At 59.3% G+C, this 20,587-nt stretch carries 21 protein-coding genes; 13 read left to right on the top strand and 8 right to left on the bottom strand.

Annotation, left to right across the window (positions count from 1 at the left end; all coding sequences use genetic code 11):
- Positions 1-41 precede the first annotated feature (41 nt).
- Positions 42-965: a chemotaxis protein CheV gene (locus tag AACY31_RS10650; RefSeq protein ID WP_339504410.1), complete on the bottom strand. Its 924-nt coding sequence runs from the start codon at positions 963-965 to the stop codon at positions 42-44.
- Between the two features lie 482 nt (positions 966-1,447).
- Here AACY31_RS10650 and AACY31_RS10645 point away from each other — a divergent pair, with 482 nt between their 5' ends.
- The 3 genes from AACY31_RS10645 (at position 1,448) to AACY31_RS10635 (ending at position 3,700) form a co-directional block, all read left to right on the top strand.
- Positions 1,448-1,918: a hypothetical protein gene (locus AACY31_RS10645; protein WP_339476586.1), complete on the top strand. Its 471-nt coding sequence runs from the start codon at positions 1,448-1,450 to the stop codon at positions 1,916-1,918.
- 232 nt (positions 1,919-2,150) lie between these two features.
- Positions 2,151-3,044, top strand: coding sequence for a sensor histidine kinase (locus AACY31_RS10640; RefSeq protein ID WP_339477055.1), 894 nt, complete (start codon positions 2,151-2,153; stop codon positions 3,042-3,044).
- Complete coding sequence (locus AACY31_RS10635; RefSeq protein WP_339476583.1) at positions 3,041-3,700, top strand: response regulator transcription factor; 660 nt, start codon at positions 3,041-3,043, stop codon at positions 3,698-3,700. The genes AACY31_RS10640 and AACY31_RS10635 overlap by 4 nt, the downstream gene beginning before the upstream one ends.
- Here AACY31_RS10635 and yegS read toward each other — a convergent pair.
- The gene (yegS, locus tag AACY31_RS10630) at positions 3,684-4,601 is read right to left on the bottom strand and encodes a lipid kinase YegS (RefSeq protein WP_339491330.1); all 918 of its coding nucleotides are present in this window, start codon (positions 4,599-4,601) and stop codon (positions 3,684-3,686) included. The two genes, AACY31_RS10635 and yegS, sit on opposite strands and share 17 nt — an antisense overlap.
- A gap of 348 nt (positions 4,602-4,949) precedes the next feature.
- Here yegS and AACY31_RS10625 point away from each other — a divergent pair, with 348 nt between their 5' ends.
- A complete protein-coding gene (locus AACY31_RS10625; protein ID WP_339477053.1) occupies positions 4,950-5,258 on the top strand; it encodes a hypothetical protein in 309 nt (102 codons plus the stop codon).
- 59 nt (positions 5,259-5,317) lie between these two features.
- Here the strand turns inward: AACY31_RS10625 and AACY31_RS10620 are convergent, their stop codons facing one another.
- Positions 5,318-6,505 carry a molybdopterin molybdotransferase MoeA gene (locus AACY31_RS10620; protein ID WP_339477052.1) on the bottom strand — a complete coding sequence of 396 codons (1,188 nt, stop codon included), beginning with the start codon at positions 6,503-6,505 and terminating at the stop codon, positions 5,318-5,320.
- A gap of 22 nt (positions 6,506-6,527) precedes the next feature.
- Positions 6,528-7,067, bottom strand: a complete 540-nt coding sequence (moaB, locus tag AACY31_RS10615) for a molybdenum cofactor biosynthesis protein B (RefSeq protein WP_053120541.1) — start codon at positions 7,065-7,067, stop codon at positions 6,528-6,530.
- 78 nt (positions 7,068-7,145) lie between these two features.
- Here moaB and mobA point away from each other — a divergent pair, with 78 nt between their 5' ends.
- Together mobA and AACY31_RS10605 are read left to right on the top strand one after the other, a co-directional pair.
- A complete protein-coding gene (gene mobA / locus AACY31_RS10610; RefSeq protein WP_339491331.1) occupies positions 7,146-7,748 on the top strand; it encodes a molybdenum cofactor guanylyltransferase MobA in 603 nt (200 codons plus the stop codon).
- 75 nt (positions 7,749-7,823) lie between these two features.
- Positions 7,824-8,045: a YgdI/YgdR family lipoprotein gene (locus AACY31_RS10605; protein ID WP_003199454.1), complete on the top strand. Its 222-nt coding sequence runs from the start codon at positions 7,824-7,826 to the stop codon at positions 8,043-8,045.
- Positions 8,046-8,216: 171 nt separating this feature from the next.
- Here AACY31_RS10605 and AACY31_RS10600 read toward each other — a convergent pair whose 3' ends face one another.
- The 3 genes from AACY31_RS10600 to AACY31_RS10590 form a co-directional block, all read right to left on the bottom strand.
- On the bottom strand, positions 8,217-9,107 hold the full coding sequence (locus AACY31_RS10600; RefSeq protein ID WP_339476576.1) for a pseudouridine synthase: 891 nt from the start codon (positions 9,105-9,107) through the stop codon (positions 8,217-8,219).
- 71 nt (positions 9,108-9,178) lie between these two features.
- Positions 9,179-9,499, bottom strand: coding sequence for a hypothetical protein (locus AACY31_RS10595; protein ID WP_003199451.1), 321 nt, complete (start codon positions 9,497-9,499; stop codon positions 9,179-9,181).
- Positions 9,500-9,592: 93 nt separating this feature from the next.
- Positions 9,593-9,832, bottom strand: a complete 240-nt coding sequence (locus AACY31_RS10590; protein WP_339476573.1) for a glutaredoxin family protein — start codon at positions 9,830-9,832, stop codon at positions 9,593-9,595.
- A gap of 189 nt (positions 9,833-10,021) precedes the next feature.
- Here AACY31_RS10590 and AACY31_RS10585 point away from each other — a divergent pair, with 189 nt between their 5' ends.
- Positions 10,022-11,734 carry a cation:proton antiporter gene (locus AACY31_RS10585; protein WP_339476571.1) on the top strand — a complete coding sequence of 571 codons (1,713 nt, stop codon included), beginning with the start codon at positions 10,022-10,024 and terminating at the stop codon, positions 11,732-11,734.
- A gap of 8 nt (positions 11,735-11,742) precedes the next feature.
- Here the strand turns inward: AACY31_RS10585 and AACY31_RS10580 are convergent, their stop codons facing one another.
- Positions 11,743-12,951: an ammonium transporter gene (locus AACY31_RS10580; protein WP_339476570.1), complete on the bottom strand. Its 1,209-nt coding sequence runs from the start codon at positions 12,949-12,951 to the stop codon at positions 11,743-11,745.
- A gap of 340 nt (positions 12,952-13,291) precedes the next feature.
- On the opposite strand from AACY31_RS10580, the gene AACY31_RS10575 reads away from it, so the two are divergent.
- From AACY31_RS10575 to AACY31_RS10550, 6 genes are all read left to right on the top strand, one after another.
- Positions 13,292-13,606, top strand: a complete 315-nt coding sequence (locus AACY31_RS10575; RefSeq protein ID WP_339476569.1) for a DUF883 family protein — start codon at positions 13,292-13,294, stop codon at positions 13,604-13,606.
- A gap of 2 nt (positions 13,607-13,608) precedes the next feature.
- Positions 13,609-13,998, top strand: a complete 390-nt coding sequence (locus AACY31_RS10570; RefSeq protein WP_003199439.1) for a phage holin family protein — start codon at positions 13,609-13,611, stop codon at positions 13,996-13,998.
- Positions 13,995-14,330: a hypothetical protein gene (locus tag AACY31_RS10565; RefSeq protein ID WP_339476567.1), complete on the top strand. Its 336-nt coding sequence runs from the start codon at positions 13,995-13,997 to the stop codon at positions 14,328-14,330. The genes AACY31_RS10570 and AACY31_RS10565 overlap by 4 nt, the downstream gene beginning before the upstream one ends.
- A 200-nt stretch (positions 14,331-14,530) precedes the next feature.
- A complete protein-coding gene (locus AACY31_RS10560; protein WP_339476565.1) occupies positions 14,531-15,859 on the top strand; it encodes a deoxyguanosinetriphosphate triphosphohydrolase in 1,329 nt (442 codons plus the stop codon).
- A 414-nt stretch (positions 15,860-16,273) separates the two neighbouring features.
- On the top strand, positions 16,274-16,900 hold the full coding sequence (locus AACY31_RS10555) for a response regulator transcription factor (protein WP_339476563.1): 627 nt from the start codon (positions 16,274-16,276) through the stop codon (positions 16,898-16,900).
- Positions 16,901-16,911: 11 nt separating this feature from the next.
- A complete protein-coding gene (locus AACY31_RS10550) occupies positions 16,912-20,532 on the top strand; it encodes a transporter substrate-binding domain-containing protein (protein ID WP_339476561.1) in 3,621 nt (1,206 codons plus the stop codon).
- Positions 20,533-20,587: the final 55 nt, after the last annotated feature.

Here is a 20,587-nt window from a genome sequence, read left to right as displayed (position 1 = left end):
ACCTTATACGAGCCGGCCATTGAAGCAAACCAACATCGGCTTCAGTCGAGCATCAACCGCTGGCGCACCACATCGACCAGCTTGTCCGGCTGGAACTTGGAGAGGAAGTTGTCGCAACCGACCTTCTTGACCATCGAATCGTTGAAGCTGCCGGACAGCGAGGTGTGCAGTACGACATAGAGTCCACGCAAACGCGGGTCGTTGCGGATTTCGGTGGTCAGGCGATAGCCGTCCATTTCCGGCATTTCCGCGTCGGTGAAGACCATCAGCAATTTATCGGTCATCACCTCGCCGGTATCGGCCCAGGCCTTGAGCATGTTCAGGGCTTTGAGGCCGTCGCTGGCGATGTGCATTTTCACGCCCAGTTGCCCCAGGGTATCGCGCAGTTGCGAGAGCGCGACGTTGGAGTCGTCCACCAGCAACACTTCGCGACCACGGGCGCGCTCCAGCACCGGGTCTTCTAGCTTGTCCCGGGAGACCTTGGCGTTGTACGGCACGATTTCGGCCAGGACTTTTTCCACGTCGATGATTTCTACCAACTGATCGTCCACCTTGCTGATGGCCGTCAGGTAGTGCTCGCGGCCAGCGCTGGTCGGCGGTGGCAGGATGGCTTCCCAGTTCAAGTTGACGATGCGGTCGACACCACCTACCAAAAATGCCTGAACCGATCGGTTGTATTCGGTCACGATAATGGTGCTGTTGGGGCCCGGCACCAGCGGACGCATGCCAATGGCCTGGGACAGGTCGATCACCGGTAACGTCTGGCCCCGCAGATTGACCACACCGCACACGAACGGGTGGCGCTGCGGCATCAGGGTCAGCTTCGGCAGTTGCAGCACTTCCTGGACCTTGAACACGTTAATGGCGAACAACTGTCGGCCCGCCAGGCGAAACATGAGAATTTCCAGGCGATTCTCACCCACCAGTTGGGTTCGCTGATCTACTGTGTCGAGAATGCCGGCCATCGATGACTCCTGGGCTTATTCAGATGAATCCAATGAAAGAGATATCGGCTGCACGAGCCGAATCTTGACCCCCGGATAAAATACAAGCGCGGGGCATTGATGTCACATTAACATCATGCTTTACTGGCTTCACGACCTCATCTGCAATTTCCCTCCGTCGCGCGACCCTGGTTTGCGTGCAAAGTTCCCCTGTCTAAGGGATTCCCCTAGACACAATCAGGTCTAACCTGATATTCCCGTTATCCAATAGCCATTAATGTGACGCCATTCTCATTACTGAACGGAGTCAGGCCTTTGTGCGCGACCATAGGACATCGGACCTTCAGCCTTTGGGCCGATCCCACGTGTGCAATTGTTTGTGAATTCACTTTCGCTGAACGGCAAGGGCGTGTCGCCGTGCGTCCGAGCACGGTCGGCCTTGAGATCCAGCCGTTCGCCATAAGCGGTTTTCTTTCGCCTGACATGATGTTGTGGAGATAAGCATGCCGAACGATCGTAGTAACTGGAGTCAGCGTCTTCCCGAGCTTCTGATCGAGGCCGAGACGCTGCTGGCCAAGTCGGAGGAATGCCTGAGCCATCTGCAATTGATCAACAACGACAAGGACGCCATCGATTGCATGCTCAGCACCTTGCTGAAACTGTCGAACAAGGCCAATGCCTTGGCGCTGGAAGCCGTTTCGGAGTTTTCACTGCACATCCATGGTTTGCTCAGTCACGCGCAAAGCCACATGGAATTGCATGACCAGGCATTGGACGCCCTGAAGGATTGTTTAACCCTGATGGCCTGGCAATTGGAACTGGTCGATCACACCACCGGCCAGTTGGGCCTGGACAGCAGTGAACAGATCTCGTTGATCGAGGCATTTGCTTTCCAGGTAGGCCAGAACCCTGGCCAGGCATTGGCAGCGTCAGGTCCTCTGGCGTTGGTACCCTACTCACAGAAACAAGCCTGAGACGATGATACCTGCTCAGTGCGGCATACCTGATTCGCAGCGCTTTCACCACGCCATGCCGAACGCGACCAACGATAGGCGAAGTGGTACTATCTCCCGCGTCAGCCACTTCAAGACAGCGCCGTCAAAGCCGCCACCGAAGCCGCCTTCGACCTGAAACGTTTACCCGTCCCGGCCTGTCAGATGCGCTGACCGGCCTGCCCGCAGCGAACATTCATTGACTCCATCCGCTATGTACGCCAGCCTCAAGTCATTCATCACCTGGCCTCCCTCCCGAGAAAACGCCCGTCGCTTCACATTATTGCTGTGCATCTGCTCGGCCGTCGGCGGCCTACTGGCCTACCTGTTCGCCCTTACGGTGCCGTTGAGCCTGCTGGCACTGAATGTGGCGGCCATGACCTGTGTCTGGATCCACCATCGGTTGTCACGCAAATCCATCAAGTTCCAGCCTCAGGAATTGGCCGACCGGTTGCTTGAGGTCCAGGAAAACGAGCGCCATCGCCTCAGCCGCGAATTGCACGACGACATTGGCCAGTTGCTGACCGCGGCGAAACTGCAAGGAGAATGGCTCAAGCGGCGCATGCCGGAAGAATTGCAAGGCCAATGCGCACTACTCTGCGAGACCCTGGACGAAACCCTCAACAAGGTCCGCGATGTATCGGCGATTCTCAACCCCAGGGAACTGACCAGCCTCGGGCTTGAAGCCAGCCTGCGGGCACACCTGCTCAAGACGCTGGCCAATGCCCCGGTGAAGTGGAGCCTCGATTGCCAACAACGCATGGCAGGCATCCCGGAGGAAATGTCGGTTGCGGTGTTCCGGATTACCCAGGAAGCGGTCACCAACATCTTGCGTCATGCCCGGGCGACGAATCTGCTGGTACGCTTGCAACGCCTGCCTGACGGCCTGACCCTGCTGATCAGCGACGATGGCCAGGGGTTTGTCCCAGCCACCCACCCCGCCCGCGAAGGTCAACGAGGCATGGCCGGCATGTCGGAGCGGGTCGAACAGTTGGGCGGCACCCTCAAGGTCATCAGCGAGGCCGGCAAAGGCGCACACATCGAAGCACGCTTTCCCTGGGCACCGCGAGCCCTGGAACGAGCCAGTAAGAATAAGGTTTTCCTTTGATTTGTAATTTGCTTCTGGTAGATGACCACTCCCTGATCAGGGCCGGCGTACGCGCGCTGGTCATGGATATCCCGGGCTATGCCGTCATCGGTGAAGCCAGTGATGGCACGCAATTGCTCGAACTGGTCGAACGGCTGAACCCCGATATTGTGCTGCTGGACATTTCCATGAAGGACACCTGCGGCCTGGACGCCTTGCAACAGCTCAAGCGGGTGCGCCCCCACAGCAAGGTACTGATCCTGTCCATGCATACGGATCCGGCACTGATCATGCGGGCGCTGGAATCCGGAGCCCATGGCTACCTGCTCAAGGACACCACCGCCAATGAGCTGAAACACGCCTTGGAGGCGCTGCGCAGCAACGAACGCTACCTTAGCCCGGCCATCGCCCATACCGTGATCAACCAGGCGTTGACCCGCGTCCAGAAAACTCAGTCGGACCCCGCCCGGGCTCATAACCTGACGGCACGCCAGTTGGAAATATTGCGGCTGATCGTGCGCGGAAAGTCCACCCGGGAAATAGCCAACGGCCTGAACCTGAGCATCAAGACCGTGGAAACCCACCGGGCGCAAATCATGAAGCGCCTGCAGATCCATGACGTGGCCGGCCTTGTGCTGTTCGCGGTGCGCGAACAGATCATCAGCCTGGACGATTGAGCGCCGTCGCACCACCCAACAGCGGTGAATCGGGCGGCAGGTGCACGCGCAGTGCTTTGGGGTGGACAGTGAAGCGCAGAGCGTCTACCTGCAACGGCTCGCCATCGAGATTGATATCCAGGCCTTGCGCGACCTTGATCTCCACCCATGGCAAGCGCGCGCGGACAAACATGTTGTCGATGCCCAGGCCACCCGCGAGCAAGTCCTTCAACGTGCTGACAACCTCCTGAGGCGCCGGCAAGATACTGATGTCCAGCAACCCATCATTGACCAACGCCTGCGGGCACAGCACATGCCCTCCCCCTGCCTGCCGGCCATTGCCGATACCCAGCGCGAGCAAATCGCCCTGCCAGTGAAAATCGGGGCCTTGTAACTCACCATAGGCGGCACTCAGCTCATTGAATCGCGATAGGCCGGTAAACAGGTAGGCCGCGCCTCCCAGGACATTCTTCAGATCCTCGGAAGTGTTCGCCGTCACCTGGCTGCCGAAACCGCCGGTGGCCATGTTCAGGAAAATCCGGCCGCAGACTTCGCCCGCATCAACGACCTGCGGCGCAACGTCAAGCAAATCCAGGGCCTGCACAGGCTCCAACGGAACACCAGCCGCCCGGGCGAAATCGTTGGCAGTACCCAGCGGCAGCAGTACCAGGCTGGCATCACTCGAATGACGGAAGATCGCTTCGGCAATATCACGCAAGCTCCCATCGCCACCGCCGGCGATCAGTTGCGTATAACCGGCCTCCAGCGCTTCATCGACGCATCGTTGGGCATCACCCGCCTCCCAGGTCAACCGTACCGCCAAGTCCCAGCCCTGCTCACGCTTGAGCATCACTGCCGTGCGAACCTCTTCGTTGAGCGCTTGCTTGCCATGCAAAATCAACAGCGCCTTGCCTTTGCTCATCATTGTCTCCGTCATTGGAAGGCTCAGATAATGGGACCGCTCATTCGACCGAAAAAGCCCGCCACACTTCAATTTATTAAAAAAACAGGAAGGCTTGCCCCCCGGAAGAAAACCCGCAGGGCAGCTCGTTCGACCGGGACGTCTTGATTCGAAGAGTTTTCTTACAAGATCTGGCGAATCGGCTCAATTGACCCTCTAGCGGTATTGAGACACCTTGGCCTTCTGTTTTGCTGGAACGCTAAAAACCTCATCACACAAGGAAGTACTTACCCATGGATGGATACGTCACGGCCCGCAGGGGCCGGATCAGTCGCTCGAATAGTTATGGACAAAGGGATGAACCGTCCCATGCATAACCGTGAATACAAGCTGTTGCCCCGGCAGCGCGCGCCTCTTGGAAGCGGGCGGGCCGATACTCAGAACGAATGCAAAAGTTGCAGTAATCCCGTTGGAGGAATTGATTTGGAACCGCGCGTCGTTGAACTGGAAACCCACCTCAAATACATCCGCAAAGACATGGATGAAATTCGCACCGACGTTAAGGTGATTCGCCACAGGCTGGCCTATTCGGCTGGCGCTGCAGCGGTGGTGCTTGGCCTGCTGGGCTGGATTGCGAACAATCGATTCGATCAATTGGTGATGCTGCTCACGCGATGAAGGTGAGGCGCATGAAGGCCCGAGGATGCGACTCGGGCCCCGGGATACCTGCCACAGCGCTAGCCCAGGACTTCGCTCAAGGGAATGAAGCCCACTTCATCGCCCTCCACCAGCGTCCGTCCCTCGAGCACTTCGACCAGCCCTTCGGCCCAGGCTGCGCTGCGCAGGACACCCGAGCTTTGATTCCGGTAGATGATCGCTCGACCATTCTCCATGCGGCCTCGCAAGTATTCTCGTCGACTGCCCGCCTTCGCCCAGGCGAAACCGGCCGGCACCTTGAACTTGAGCGGCGCCACCGATTGAACGCCTTGGCGTCTTAGCAGGTAGGGCCGCGCCAGCAGTGCAAAAGTCACGAGGGTCGAGGCAGGGTTTCCAGGCAGGCCTATGACCGGCACGCCACGGTAATGCCCGAACGTCAGCGGCTTACCCGGCTTGATGGCGAGTTTCCATAGCGCCAGCTCGCCGTCCTCGCGCAAGGCGACACCCAGGAAATCCGCCTCCCCCACCGAGACCCCACCGGTGGACAGGATCAGATCGACATCCGACAACTGTGCCAGGCGCTCGCGGGTGGCCGGTAAATCGTCGGGCAGGATACCCGCATCAATCACTTCACAACCCATGCGTTGCAGCCACCCACACAGCAGCACGCGGTTGCTGTTATAGATCTGGCCTGGGCCCAACGCCTGACCGGGTTCGACCAGCTCATCCCCCGTGGACAGGACTGCGACACGGACTTTGCGGACCACTTCCAGCGATGCACAACCCAAGGAGGCTGCCAGCCCCAGTTCGATCGGCCCCAGGCGAGTACCGGCAGAGAGAACCTGCTCGCCGACGGTGGTCTCCTGCCCCTGGGGGCGAATGTTCTGTCCGCCGACCATAGGCTCGGTAAACCGCACCCGCTGGTCGTCTTCAACCACGGCATTTTCCTGCATCTCGACGCAATCGGCTCCAGCAGGGACTGGCGCCCCGGTGAAGATCCGCGCACATGTGCCAACGGCCAGCGGCTCTGGGGTCTGCCCGGCAAAAATCCGCTGGCTGACCTGCAACGGTTCGCCGTTCCAGTCAGCCAGTCGCAAGGCATAACCGTCCATGGCGCTGTTGGGCCATGGCGGTAAATCAAGGGTCGACACCAGATCCTCGGCGAGCACTCGCCCTAACGCCGCAGCCAAAGGTAAATGCTCGCGCTGGACAATCGGCGTGGCCGTCGCCATTTCGAGCAGTCGCTCCAACGCAACCTCAACGGCCATCAAGGCGCCGGCCTTGCCCGGTTTACCCACGGGATTCACAAGGCGCTGCCTGTTTCAAATGAGCCACGAAGTTGCACGGCCGATGCCGCACATCCAGTTGTTCGGCCAGGATGCCATCCCATCCGGTACGCACCGCGTTGGTCGACCCTGGCAGGCAGCACACCAGCGTGCCATTGGCCAGGCCGGCCAGCGCGCGGGACTGCACGGTGGAAGTGCCGATGTCGGCCACGGATATCTGCCGGAACAACTCGCCAAAGCCATCGACCTGCTTGTCCAGCAAGCACGTGACGGCCTCCGGCGTGCTGTCACGCCCCGTGAAACCGGTGCCGCCAGTGATCAACACCACCTGCACGACATCCTCGGCGATCCAAGTCGCGACTTGCGCCCGGATCTTGTACAAATCATCTTTGAGCAGGACCCGCGCCGCCAGGTTGTGGCCAGCCGCCGTTAGCCGATCGACGAAGACCTGCCCGGACGTATCGGTTTCCAGGGTACGGGTATCACTGACAGTCAGCACCGCAATATTGAGCGGCACGAAAGGTACATCAGCCTTGGCTTTCATAGGCTCGTCCAGTTGTGAAGGAAACAGCCCGGTGTTATATCACAGCGCTTCATTTTTTCGCCCGTGCGGAGACACGCCATGACCTCGAACACGTTGCTGCCACCCTGCTCCATCCTGCTCTTGGCGGGCGGGCGCGGACAACGCATGGGCGGCCAGGACAAAGGCCTGGTGCCGTGGCAGGGCGAACCGCTGATTGCCCATCTCCATCGCCAGACCCGGGCCATGAGCGATGACCTGATCATCTCCTGCAACCGCAACCCGCAACATTATGCGATGTATGCCGATCAGTTGGTGCATGACGAAGAAGGCGACTTTCCCGGGCCGCTGGCAGGCATCAGGGCAGGCCTCAAGGCAGCGAAGCATCCGTATTTGCTGGTGCTGCCGTGCGACGTACCGCAAATAGACTCAAGCCTGCTCGACAACATGCGCAAGACGGCCAGCCAGCACCCCGACAAACCGCTGATGGTGCGGCACGGCGAGCACTGGGAGCCGCTGCTGTGTGTCATCCCGTTGGCCCTGGCGGCAAGCTTCGAACAAGCCTGGCGCGAAGGCGAACGCAGCCCCGGTCGTATCATGCGCGCACTGCACGCGGCTGCACTGCAATGCCCAGCCGACGATCCCCGCCTGGCAAATCTGAACACGCCGGCGTTACTGGCCGAACACAAGGGCGTGTCAGATTGACACTAGCCAGGAACTTGCGCCCGATGTATACGTCTGAAGGTCAGTAACTTGAAGAATCCATTTCGGAGAAACAACATGACACAACGGACCCTCGCCACGTTCATGCTCGCTCTGGGCCTCGCCACCCTTGCCGGGTGCGCTTCGCCAACAGTGATCACCTTGAATGACGGTCGCGAAATCCAGGCCGTCGATACGCCACATTACGACGAAGAAAGCGGCTTCTACGAGTTCGAGCAACTGGATGGCAAGCAGACTCGCGTGAACAAGGATCAGGTTCGTACCGTTAAGGATTTGTAATCTGTAACGCTGCTGCCCGATATCGCTAAAAAACGGCGCTTCCTGAAGAGGGAGGCGCCGTTTTTTTTGGGCTTGGGCTTGGGCTTGGGCTGGGTTCTGGGTTCTGGGTTCTGGGTGTATATCCGTTTTTTTGGTAACGGTGGACATACACACCAAACCCTGAACAAAAAACTACCACCGCAACACAATATCACTCTCGAACACCCGCTCCTGACCAGTAACCGGATCAACAAAACGCAACCCTTGAGCCAGCAGCTTCAAAGGATTCGAGTAGTCATCCTCAACATCCCGAAGCACATCAGGATAAAATGGATCGTTGCAGATCCCCGCCCCAAGGGCATTCATGTGAACCCGCAACTGATGCTTCTTACCCGTAACCGGATATAAGCCATAGCGCCACAACTCACCGTTGCTTTCCAGCACTTCGATGGCCGTTTCGGTATTAGGCTCGCCGGGGCCTTCCTGCATTCGAAAAAACGGTTCGCCATCGATCATCCGGCTTTTATGCACCCGCGGAAAGGTCAGTCCAGGCAACGCGCGGGCAATGGCCTGGTAGCGTTTTTCGATCTGCCGCGTCGGGAACAACGACTGATACGCCGAGCGGGTGTTCGGGTTGGCCGAAAACAACACCAGCCCAGCCGTATGCCGGTCGATGCGGTGCAGGGGCACCAGATGAGGATTGTCCAGCCGTCGGATCAACCGTCGCAACAAGGTTTGCTCGACGTATTCGCCCGCAGGGGTGACAGGCAGAAAATGCGGTTTGTCTGCTACCACCAGGTGCTCATCGGCATACAGGATCGACTCCACCACCGGGATCGGCTTTTCATCGGGCACTTCACGAAAATAGTGGATGCGCAGACCTTCGCGGTATGGCAAGTCGACCTGGATGGCCTTGCCCTCCCCGTCCAATACCCGGCCCCGAGCGATCCGGTCCAGCCACTGCTCGCGACTGATGGTGCTGAAATGCTCGCACAGGCACTCCAGCACCGTCTGCCAGGAACCGGGCGGCAGGTACAGCGTACTGGCCTGATGATGAGCGGCGGAAAACGATGAACCGGACATTGAAAACTCTTAGGCATTTTTGCGAGGCGGTATTATCCGACAGTCGCACAGGCCAGCCCAGCAATGATTGCTCACGCGGTGACTGACGTCGATTTTGCCGCCGCTTCGGTGAACTCTTTCAACCAGCGCAGTACTTCCACCGCCTCCCAGCGACCTGGATCGTACAGCGCGTACAGCAGGCCCTGGTAACCCACCACATCCAACTGCTTGTGATAACCGGCACGCTGGAACAACGCTTCGATCTCGGCAAAACAGGTGTTGAAATGCAGTTTATTGAAAGGTGTCTTGCCTTCGGTAACCAGGCCATCCAGGCGCAGTTCCAGCACTGCCTCGCGTACAACGTCCGCGGACATCCTGTTTACGCTGCTTTTCAGTTGTTCGACATTGACCAAGGGGACGCACTCCAGATAACTGTATGAACATACAGTAACCGAAGAATGCGATTTTCGCCAATGGCCTCGCGTGAAAACAAGCGAGGAAAGGGGTCAACACAGAAATGCAGCGATCTGGTCGGAGTCATCGAAAGGCCAGTCCAGCTCCGCACCCGTATCGATCCTGCGCAGGACCGGGATACGTCGCCCATAGGCTTCGAATAAGGCTTCCTTCTCGGCGATGTCCACCAGTTCCACCAACAATCCATGTTCGACGAAAGGCATCAACACCCCTTCGGCAACTTCGCATAGATGACACCCCAGGGTGCCGAACAACTGGCATTCAGGAAGCATGGCGTGTAGACCCAAAAAAGATAGACGGTCATTCTAGGCCCGACCCGGGAAACCGTCGAGTCGCTGGCTCACTTCAAGGTGTTTCTGTAAAACGCTGATGCAAATCACTGAACGCCAATGCTTTTCCAGCGACGCTTGTCGCATTTTCCCCTCTACGCTATGCACTGTAGCCTTGAAACGGAGCTCCCCTTGTTTGCCAACCTGCTGATCATCCTTGCCTCGTCCCTGGTGGTCATCGCCCTGTTCAGGCGACTGCGCCTGCCACCCGTATTGGGTTATCTCTGCGTCGGGCTGGCGGTCGGGCCTACCGCGCTGGACTGGGTCAACGACAGCAAAGAACTGCCAGACCTGGCCGAGCTCGGGGTGGTGTTCCTGCTGTTCTCGTTGGGGCTGGAGTTTTCCCTGTCGAAAATGCTCGAACTGCGTCGGGTCGTGTTCGGCCTCGGCAGCCTGCAAGTGCTGTGCTCGGGGGCAGTCCTGGCGGGATTGCTGGCATTGAGCGGCGCGCCTGTGATCGCCGCGTTGTTGCTCGGTGCCGGGCTGGCCTTGTCCTCCACTGCCATCGTCAGCAAGGAGTTGACCAGCCTGGGAGAGATCTTCAGCAGCCACGGCCAAAACGCCATCGGGGTGTTGTTGTTCCAGGACGTTGTCGCGGTGCTGTTGTTGACCCTGGTGCCGGTGTTCGCCGGCAGCAGCGACCACCCGTGGTACTGGGCGCTGCCCTTGACCTTGGGCAAGACCCTGGTTTTATTCGGTGGCCTGCTGCTGGCCAGCCGGCTGCTGTTGCCGCGGCTGTTCCATGAGGTGGCGGCGTCCCGGTCGGCAGAACTGTTCGTACTGCTGGCCCTGGTGATCGTGTTGCTGACGGCATGGCTGACCCACCTGCTCGGCTTGTCGCCGGCCCTGGGAGCTTTCCTGGCGGGCATGCTGCTGGGGGAAAGCCACTACCGGCACCAGATCGAAGCCGACATACGTCCGTTCCGCGACATCCTGCTGGGGTTGTTCTTCGTCAGCATCGGCATGCTGATCGACCTGCAGCTGTTCCTCGATGACGGCCTGTTGATCCTGGGAATGACCCTCGGTCTGATGCTCATCAAGGGCTGCGTGGTTGCCGCCCTGGTGAAATGGCGCGGCAGCGACGTTGAAACCGCCTGGCGCAGTGGCCTGGCGCTAGCTCAGGGCGGCGAATTTTGTTTTGCCCTGATGGCCTTGATGCAGCAGAACCGCCTCATGCCCGCCGACATCAGCGGCCTGCTGCTGGCCGCGACATTCTGCTCGATGCTATTGACGCCCCTGTTGCTGCGGGCGGCGCCACGCATTGCCGCGCGCCTGCATCGCAAACCCAACGAAGAGGCGCAACTGGACCAGATCAGCGCACTCAATGCCGACTTGTCGGGTCATGTGGTCATCTGCGGCTACGGGCGCGTCGGCCAGTCCATCGGGCGGTTCCTGCGCCGCGAAGGCCAGGTGTTCATCGCCCTGGATGACGACCCGGTGATCATCCAGGAAGCCACCGTCGGGGAAAACTGCGTGCATTATGGGGATTCGCGACGAGGTGACCTGCTTGCGGCCATTGGCTTGAGCCGCGCAAGGTTGCTGGTGATCGCGGTGGACAAGACCGACATCGCCATTAGCGTGCTCAGGGCAGCCCGACAGGTCAACCACCAGGTACCGATTCTGGTACGCACCCGTGACGACAGCCAACTGGCCGAGCTGCAAGCTGCCGGGGCCAGCGAAGTGGTCCCGGAGCTGCTGGAGTCGAGCCTGATGCTGGCTTCCCACGCCCTGATCATGCTCGGCCTGCCCGAGCAGCAGGTCCGGCATCATGTGGATCAGGTCCGTCACGACCGCTATCGCCTGCTCCATGGCTTTTATCCTGGCAACCAGGACAGGGAGCCTTAGTGCGACGCTCAGTCCTGGCTGACGGCGCCGATCTTGTGAATCGACAGGTCGGCGCCGTAATACTCCTCTTCCTGGGTCAGGCGCAGCCCCAACACGGCCTTGATCATCCCATAGACCACAAACCCGCCGGCCAGGGCGACGACAACACCCAGCGCCGTGCCGATCAATTGGCTGATCAGGCTGACCCCACCCAGACCGCCCAGGGCGCTCTGGCCAAAGACGCCACAAGCAATGCCGCCCCAGACACCGCACAGCCCATGCAACGGCCAGACGCCGAGCACATCGTCGATCTTCCACTTGCCTTGGGCCGCGGTGAAGCACCAGACAAACAAGGCACCGGCAATGGCCCCCGTGACCAGCGCACCGACCGGGTGCATCAGGTCGGAACCGGCACAGACCGCCACCAGCCCGGCCAGCGGGCCGTTATGCAGGAAGCCTGGGTCATTGCGTCCGATAATCAATGCCGCCACGGTACCGCCCACCATCGCCATCAACGAATTGACCGCCACCAGTCCGCTCACCCCTGGCAAGGTCTGGGCACTCATCACGTTGAAACCGAACCAGCCGACAATCAGGATCCACGAACCCAAGGCCAGGAATGGAATGCTCGAAGGCGCAAACGCCACCAGGCGACCGTCCCGGTAGCGGCCGTTACGCGGGCCGAGCAAGAGCACGGCAGCCAACGCCAGCCAGCCGCCCATGGCATGCACCACCACCGAGCCGGCGAAGTCGTGGAAGCTGGCGCCAAACCGGGCTTGCAGCCAAGCCTGCAAGCCAAAATTGCCGTTCCAGACCATGCCTTCGAAAAACGGATAGACGAACGCCACGATCAGCACCGTGGCGCACATCTGCGGTGCGAACCGAGCACGTTCGGCAATACCGCCGGAAATGATCGCCGGGATCGCGGCGGCGAAGGTCAGCAGGAAGAAGAACTTCACCAGGCTATAGCCATGATCGGTGCTGAGCACCGCCGCTGGTTGCAGGAAGGTCACACCGTAGGCAATCCAATAGCCTATAAAGAAATAGGCCAGGGTCGAGACCGCGAAATCGCTGAGGATTTTCGACAGCGCATTGACTTGGTTCTTTTGCCGGACCGTTCCCACTTCAAGAAACGCAAAGCCGGCATGCATGGCCAGGACCATGACAGCGCCGAGCAGGATGAACAGCGTGTTGGAGCTGTGGACCAGACTGTCCACGGCACTTTGCGTATTTTCCATGGGATTGGCAGACCTGAAAAAGTTGAAAAAAGCACCAAGCCGGTTCGCGCGCCTTGCGAACGCACCAAGTTGAAACGACTCATTGGCCGCACGCAGGCCAACGAACCGCTTTGGTGCGCAAGAACGGTCAAAACGAAATCCCGCCTGGAGGTGCTTCGCGGGGTTTGATTATTGGGGTTAAGGTTTTTCGGGCTTTCGCCCAGCTTCAGCGCACTGGCACAGTGCTAACGCACCAGTACATGGCAAAAACCTGAGCAAAAGTTGTACCAGTCACTTGTACTGAACCTTCCAGCAAGGCTCATACTCGAACGTTTGAGATGTCACTTACGGAGATTCACCGATGGCCAGAACCCAGGCAAAAACTGCTCAAGAAACCCTGATGGAAGATTTCCAGGCGCTGGTCAGCGACACGGAACGGTTGCTCGATCACACCGCGACGCTGGCAGGCGATCAAGCCGATGCACTGCGCAGCCAGATTCACGAAACGCTCCTGCGCGCCCGCGAAACGCTCAAGCTGACGGAAGATTCCATGCGCGAACGCGGCCAGGCCGCGGTGGTCGCCACCGAAGAATATGTACAGGCCAACCCTTGGCAATCCGTGGGCATTGCCGCAGGCGTTGGCTTTCTGATTGGTCTGCTGGCGACACGGCGCTGATGATGGGTATCGACGAATCCGGCTCGTCCGAAGCGGGCACACAACCTACAGCACGCCGCCTGGGCGCGGCGTTCCTTGGCTTGCTGCATAGCCACGTCGAATTGTTCGGCATGGAGTTACAGGAACAGAAGGCACGCACCGTCAGCCTCCTGCTGTTCGCCGGCCTTGCGCTGGTGTTCGGCCTGCTGCTGTTGGTCGGGCTTTCGGCGCTGGTACTGATCCTGGTATGGGACACCTATCGCCTGGCCGGCATTATCGGCCTGTGCCTGTTTTATCTGCTGGCGGCGCTGTTCTGCGGGCTTCGCCTCAAGGCAGCGATCTATGACGAGTCCTCTCCTTTCCATGCCACCCTCGAAGAACTGGCCAATGACCGGGAGCGCCTGTTGCCATGAGCCTGCCTGATATTCCTCAAGCCCAGACACGACAGGAAATGCGCAAGGCGCTGGTGCGCCTGCGCATGGAAATGCATCGCCAGGAAATCCGTCAGGAAACGCGCCAATTGCTACAGCCCTTGCACCGGGTGCGCGGCTTGACGCAAAGCTGGCACGAAGGCTTCGGCATCAAGCACGCGCCACTGTGGGGCGTGGCGGCGGTGTCCCTGCTCGGTTTCATCACCGGCAAGCGGACCCGCAATGGGGCGGGCGGTGGCTTGACTGGCCTGATCCGCCTGGCAACGACATTGTTGCCGTTGGTCAAGCTGGCCAAGGACCTGCGCAAACCCTGACGACCGACACCCTGTGGCGACGTCGCAGGCGCTGTAGGCGCTGTCGAGTGCAACGAGGCTGCGATCTTACCCCAGCCAATTGAATCCTGACTGAACAAAAAGATCGCAGCCTTCGGCAGCGCCTACCCGCATAAGCCTTGCAGGACAACCCACGAACCGGGAAGCTAGGGCACCGACATCATCAAACGGAGCAACCAGCCTTGGATTGGCACACACTGTTGACTCGCGAACGCCTCGGAAAACCGCTGCACAGTCCGCAAGAACTGGGCCGCAGTCCTTTTCACAAGGACCACGACCGCATCATTTTTTCCGGTGCCTTCCGCCGCCTCGGACGCAAGACACAAGTGCATCCGGTCTCCAGCAACGACCACATCCATACGCGCCTGACCCATTCCCTGGAAGTCAGCTGCGTCGGGCGTTCCCTGGGCATGCGCGTGGGAGAAACCATCCGCAATGCCCTGCCTGACTGGTGTGAGCCAAGCGACCTGGGCATGGTGGTGCAATCGGCCTGCCTGGCCCACGACATTGGCAACCCGCCGTTCGGTCACTCCGGCGAGGATGCTATCCGCTATTGGTTCCAGCAGGCCGCTGGCCGTGGTTGGCTCGATGCAATGAGCGAAGTCGAGCGCAACGACTTCCTCAACTTCGAAGGCAACGCCCAAGGATTCCGCGTCCTCACCCAACTTGAATACCATCAGTTCGACGGCGGAACGCGGCTGACCTACGCCACCCTCGGCACCTATTTGAAATACCCCTGGACGGCCCGCCACGCAGACTCGCTGGGCTACAAGAAACACAAATTCGGTTGCTACCAGAGCGAACTGCCGCTGTTGGAGCAGATTGCCCACAAGCTCGGTTTGCCACAGATCGAGGATCAACGCTGGGCACGGCATCCCTTGGTGTACCTGATGGAAGCCGCCGATGACATCTGCTACGCGCTGATCGACCTGGAAGACGGCGTGGAGATGGATCTCCTGGAATACCCCCAGGTGGAATCGCTGCTCCTGGACCTAGTGGGCGATGATCTTCCGGACACCTACCGGCAACTAGGGCCGCTGGACTCGCGGCGACGCAAACTGGCGATTCTGCGGGGCAAGGCCATCGAACACCTGACCAACGCCGCCGCCCGGGCCTTTGTCGAACAGCAGGATGCGTTGCTTGCCGGCACATTGCCAGGGGATCTGGTGGAGCATATGCACGGCCCGGCAAAACGCTGCGTGTTGAATGCCAAGGACATGGCGCGCCGGAAAATTTTCCAGGACAAGCGCAAGACCCTCCATGAAATCGGTGCCTACACCACGCTGGAAATCCTGCTCAACGGATTTTGCGGAGCCGCCCTTGAACAACATGGGGGGCGCTCGCCTTCGTTCAAGAATCGCCGCATTCTCGACCTGCTGGGGAACAACGCGCCGGATCCCAACGGCCCTTTGCATAGCGCTTTTCTGCGAATGATCGATTTCATCGCCGGGATGACTGACAGCTACGCCAGCGAAATGGCCCAAGAGATGACCGGCCGCACGCGCCAATGAGCGGTGTGGGCTCTGCCTGGGGAAAAAACCTGTGGGAGCGGGCTTGCTCGCGAAATCGGCGGATCAGGCTGCGGCGATGTTGAATGAGCCTGCGCCTTCGCGAGCAAGCCCGCTCCCACAGTGGGGCCAACGTACAAGTTTCACAGCGTAAAACTTGTACGCACTATTGAACAAACCCGCGCGCCACTTGTTTGAATAAACGTCTCGCCGAAAGAAATATCCTTTCACAAAGGGCCAACAACCCTCCCGTCCTATTTCATCAGCCTACTAAAAAACCAATTACACCGTAATATCTTGCCTCTTTTTTTGTAGGAAACTTCTGAAATTGAAGTTGCATGCCCGTCTCTTCATACGGCCCTGGTTGTAAGTGGGCTAAGGTGCGCGCTTTATTCAAGTTCGCAGGGTAATTTATTCATGAACTCCGTTTTCATTGTCGACGATCATCCGGTCATCCGCCTCGCCGTTCGCATGCTTCTGGAGCATGAGGGCTATAAGGTCGTAGGAGAAACTGACAACGGCGTCGACGCGATGCAAATGGTGCGCGAATGCATGCCAGACCTGGTTATCCTGGACATCAGTATTCCCAAACTCGACGGGCTGGAAATCCTCTCGCGCTTCAACGCCATGACCACTCCGCTCAAAACGCTGGTGCTCACGGCCCAGTCGCCGACGCTCTTCGGCATTCGATGCATGCAGTCCGGCGCCTCTGGGTATGTGTGTAAACAGGAAGACCTCAGCGAACTTGTCAGCGCAATCAAAGCAGTATTGTCCGGCTATAACTACTTTCCCAGCCAGGCGCTGAATCCGGTACGTGCGGATGATCCACGCAGTGTCGAGCTGGACCTTTTCAAAAGCGTCAATGATCGGGAACTGATGGTGCTGCAACTTTTTGCCCAGGGCCGTACCAACAAGGAAATAGCCAAGGGAATGTTTCTGAGCAATAAGACCGTCAGTACTTATAAGAAACGGCTGATGCAGAAACTCAAGGTCAAGTCCTTGGTCGAGCTGATTGAAATGGCGAAGCGCAACGCGCTGGTGTGAGAAAAAACAGGATGCTCAGACGCATAACCGAATATCTCCTGCTGATCAGCGCGGCGTTATATACAGGAGTGCTCACGGCGGCACCGGATGCGCCCGAGCAATACACGCTGCTGGGGCGTTCGTCCACGGCCCACACCGAGGTCAAGCTGGATGATGTTTACCGCGCCTGGCTACAGGATCGGCAAGCGCTGGTCCTGGGAACGTCCGCCCCGGATTACCCGCCCTTCGATCTCTCTACCAGCGGACGCGACTACGAAGGCCTGACAGCCGATTATGCCGACATCATCGCCAAGGCCACCGGCCTGCCCATAAGCGTCCTGCGCTTCGGTTCCCGCGAGGCGGCCATGGCCGCACTCAAGCATGGGCAAATCGACATGCTTGGCACCGCCAACGGTTTCGAAGCGCGCAACCCCGACATTGTGCTGTCCACGCCGTACGCAGTGGACCAACCCGTTCTCGTCACCCGAACGAATGAAAACCGATCCCTGACTGACGATCTCGAGGGGTTGCGGCTGAGCATGGTCTATCACTATCTGCCGCTACGGGAAATTGAACAACTCTACCCCAAGGCACTCATCACCACCTACCCGTCCTACCAGAACGCCATCAACGCCGTCGCCTTCGGCCAGGCCGACGTATTTCTCGGCGATACCCTTTCCACCCACTACATGATCAATAAGGGCTACTTGAGCAATATCCGCATGGCCAGCTTCGGCAAACACGAATCCCATGGTTTCGGCTTCGCCGTACGACGTAGCGATACCCGTTTGCTGGAGGTGATCAACGCTACGCTGAACCAGGTTTCCATTGCCGAGCAAGCCGCCATCTCCAAGCGCTGGAGTGCAGGCAGCGACTTGTACCTCACGGACCACAGGATACAGCTGACCGACCGCGAGCAACGCTGGCTGGCCCGGCATCCGGTAGTCCGGGTGGTGGTGAACGACACCTCCGCGCCCTTCACCTTCTTCGATGCCGATGGTGATTTTCGCGGCATCAGTGCCGACCTGCTGGAGCTGATTCGGCTGCGCACCGGCCTACGCCTGGACATCCAGCGTCGCCAGAACGACAGCGAAATGATCGCTGCGGTCCTGAACGATCAAGCCGACATGATCGCTGCGCTTTTGCCCAGCAGCGAACGACAACTCCAGTTGAAGTTCAGCCGCCCCTACATCGACAGCTCGTTCGTCCTGCTGACCCGCAAACAGTCCGGTACGCCCACGACACTCGATCAGTTCAGCCACGCCAGCCTGGCAATCTCCAAAGGCAACCCGATCATTGAATGGATAAGCAGCCAGTACCCGAACATTCGGATCATCGAAACGGACGGCCCCTTGCGCGCCGTGGAAATGCTCGCCCATGGCCAGGTCGACGGCAGCGTGCACTCGCAAGTAATGGCCAACTACTTCATCTCTTCCTATGCGTGGCGCGACAGGTTGCAAATCAGCAGCACAGTGGGCACCCGACAGGCCATGTTCGCGCTGGCTACGGCAAAAAACGCCACAACGTTGAACGCCATCCTTGACAAAGCCCTGACCAGCATCGATCCCGACGAACTGGGCGTCATCAACAACCGCTGGCGCGGTTACGTCTCACCCTCGGAACATACCTGGCGCACCTACAACCGCCTGTTCCTCCAGATCGGCGTGGGCGTTGGCCTGTTGCTGCTATTTTCCCTGGCGTGGAACGCCTACATGCAACACCAGATCAGGCAACGCCAACGGGCGGAACTGGCCCTCAATGATCAGCTCGAATTCATGCATTCGCTGCTCAACGGCACCCCCCACCCCATCTACGTGAGGGATCGCAACGGCGTCCTGCAAAGCTGCAACGACAGTTACCTGCAAACGTTCGACGCCAAACGTGAAGACGTCATTGGCAAGAACCTGATGCCAGCTTCCATGAGCAACGCCTTCGAAGCCCAGGAGTACCAGGCGGACTACCAACGCGTCATGGCTGAAGGCACCGCCCTGATCATGGATCGCCCTCTGCACATCAAGGACAGGAAACTGACGATCTATCACTGGATCCTCCCCTACCGAAACTCCGCCGCCGAAGTGCAAGGCATCATTGGCGGCTGGATCGACATCAGTGAGCGGCGCCAGCTGTTCGAGGAACTGCGTGCGTCCAAGCAACAGGCCGATGACGCGAACCGCGCCAAAAGCACATTCCTGGCAACCATGAGCCATGAAATCCGCACCCCCATGAACGCGGTGATTGGCATGCTTGAGTTGGCCCTGAAACACGCAGACAAAGGCCACGTGGACCGCTCGACCATCGAAGTCGCCTACGAGTCGGCCTCCGGTATGCTCGAGCTGATAGGCGACATCCTGGACATCGCCCGTATCGAATCCGGCCACCTGAGCCTGACCCCCGAGCGAGTCAATCTCAAGACCCTGCTGCAATCGGTCATACGGGTATTCGAGGGCGTGGCCCGGCAGAAAAACCTGGCGCTGTCCCTGCAATTCGACGCCGCCGAGGGCAACCCCGACGCGTTGATGGACCCGTTGCGATTCAAGCAGGTGCTGTCGAACCTGATCAGCAATGCGCTCAAATTTACCGAGCAGGGCCACGTGGCGATCAAGGTCCGGCTGTCTCCAACCGACCGGGACGACGTCTTGCAAATGCACCTGGAGGTCAATGACAGCGGCATCGGTATTGGTCCGGCAGACCTGCAACGTTTGTTCGAGCCTTTTGCCCAAGTCGATAACACCAGTCGGATGGCCCGCAACGGCGCGGGGTTGGGGTTGGTGATCAGTCGCAACCTGTGCCGGATGATGGGCGGTAGCCTGCACATGAGCAGCCAACCCGGCGTCGGCACCCAGGTCCAGGTCCGCCTGCAACTGACCGTCCTGTCGACGGAGCCGGTTCGCCCCCCACCTGAACCGGTCATCGAGACGGCTCAGGCCACCCTGAACATCCTGATCGTGGACGATCATCCCGCCAACCGCCTGCTGATGTCGCAGCAGTTGGAATACCTGGGCCATCACTACCAGGTCGCCCATGATGGTGCCCACGGGCTCGAGGTCTGGCAAAAGCACCATTTCGATCTGGTCATCGCCGATTGCAACATGCCCATCATGAACGGCTACGAACTGGCCCGGTCGATTCGTCGCGAGGAGTCCGAGCAGCAACGACCGCCCTGCACCCTCCTGGGGTTCACTGCCAATGCCCAACCGGAGGAAAAACAACGCTGCCAGGACGCTGGGATGGACGATTGCCTGTTCAAGCCAATCAGCCTGAGCGCCTTGAGCCAATGGATCAAGGCCGTCAAACCCGCCGGCAGAACAGCGGCTTTCAGCATACAAAGCCTGCAGGCATTGACCGGTGGCGACCCGTCATCCAACCGGCGCCTGCTGGCTGAATTACTCAGCAGCAGCCGCTCGGACCGCCAAGAGTTACTCGATGTCGCCCGCGGCGCAAACCGCCAAGCGCTGAGCGAAACGGCGCACAAGATAAAAGGCGTCGCCCGCATCGTCCAGGCGACGTCGCTGATCCAGCGGTGCGAGGCGCTGGAGCGCGCATGTCACCAGGCGCAGGCACCTGAGCGACTCAGCGATTGCATCGACGCCCTTGACCGCGCCATGACCGAACTGGAGCGGGACCTCGAAACGGAGATCGCCAAGGCAAAATAATCCAGCGTTTACTATGCTATTCGCTTAGCAGTGCGTACCTGGGAGGGTTCTCGAG

It is taken from the genome of Pseudomonas sp. RL_105y_Pfl2_101, from assembly GCF_963970585.1.
Taxonomy (GTDB): Bacteria; Pseudomonadota; Gammaproteobacteria; order Pseudomonadales; family Pseudomonadaceae; genus Aquipseudomonas.
This window is presented reverse-complemented; position numbering and strand designations above follow the sequence as displayed.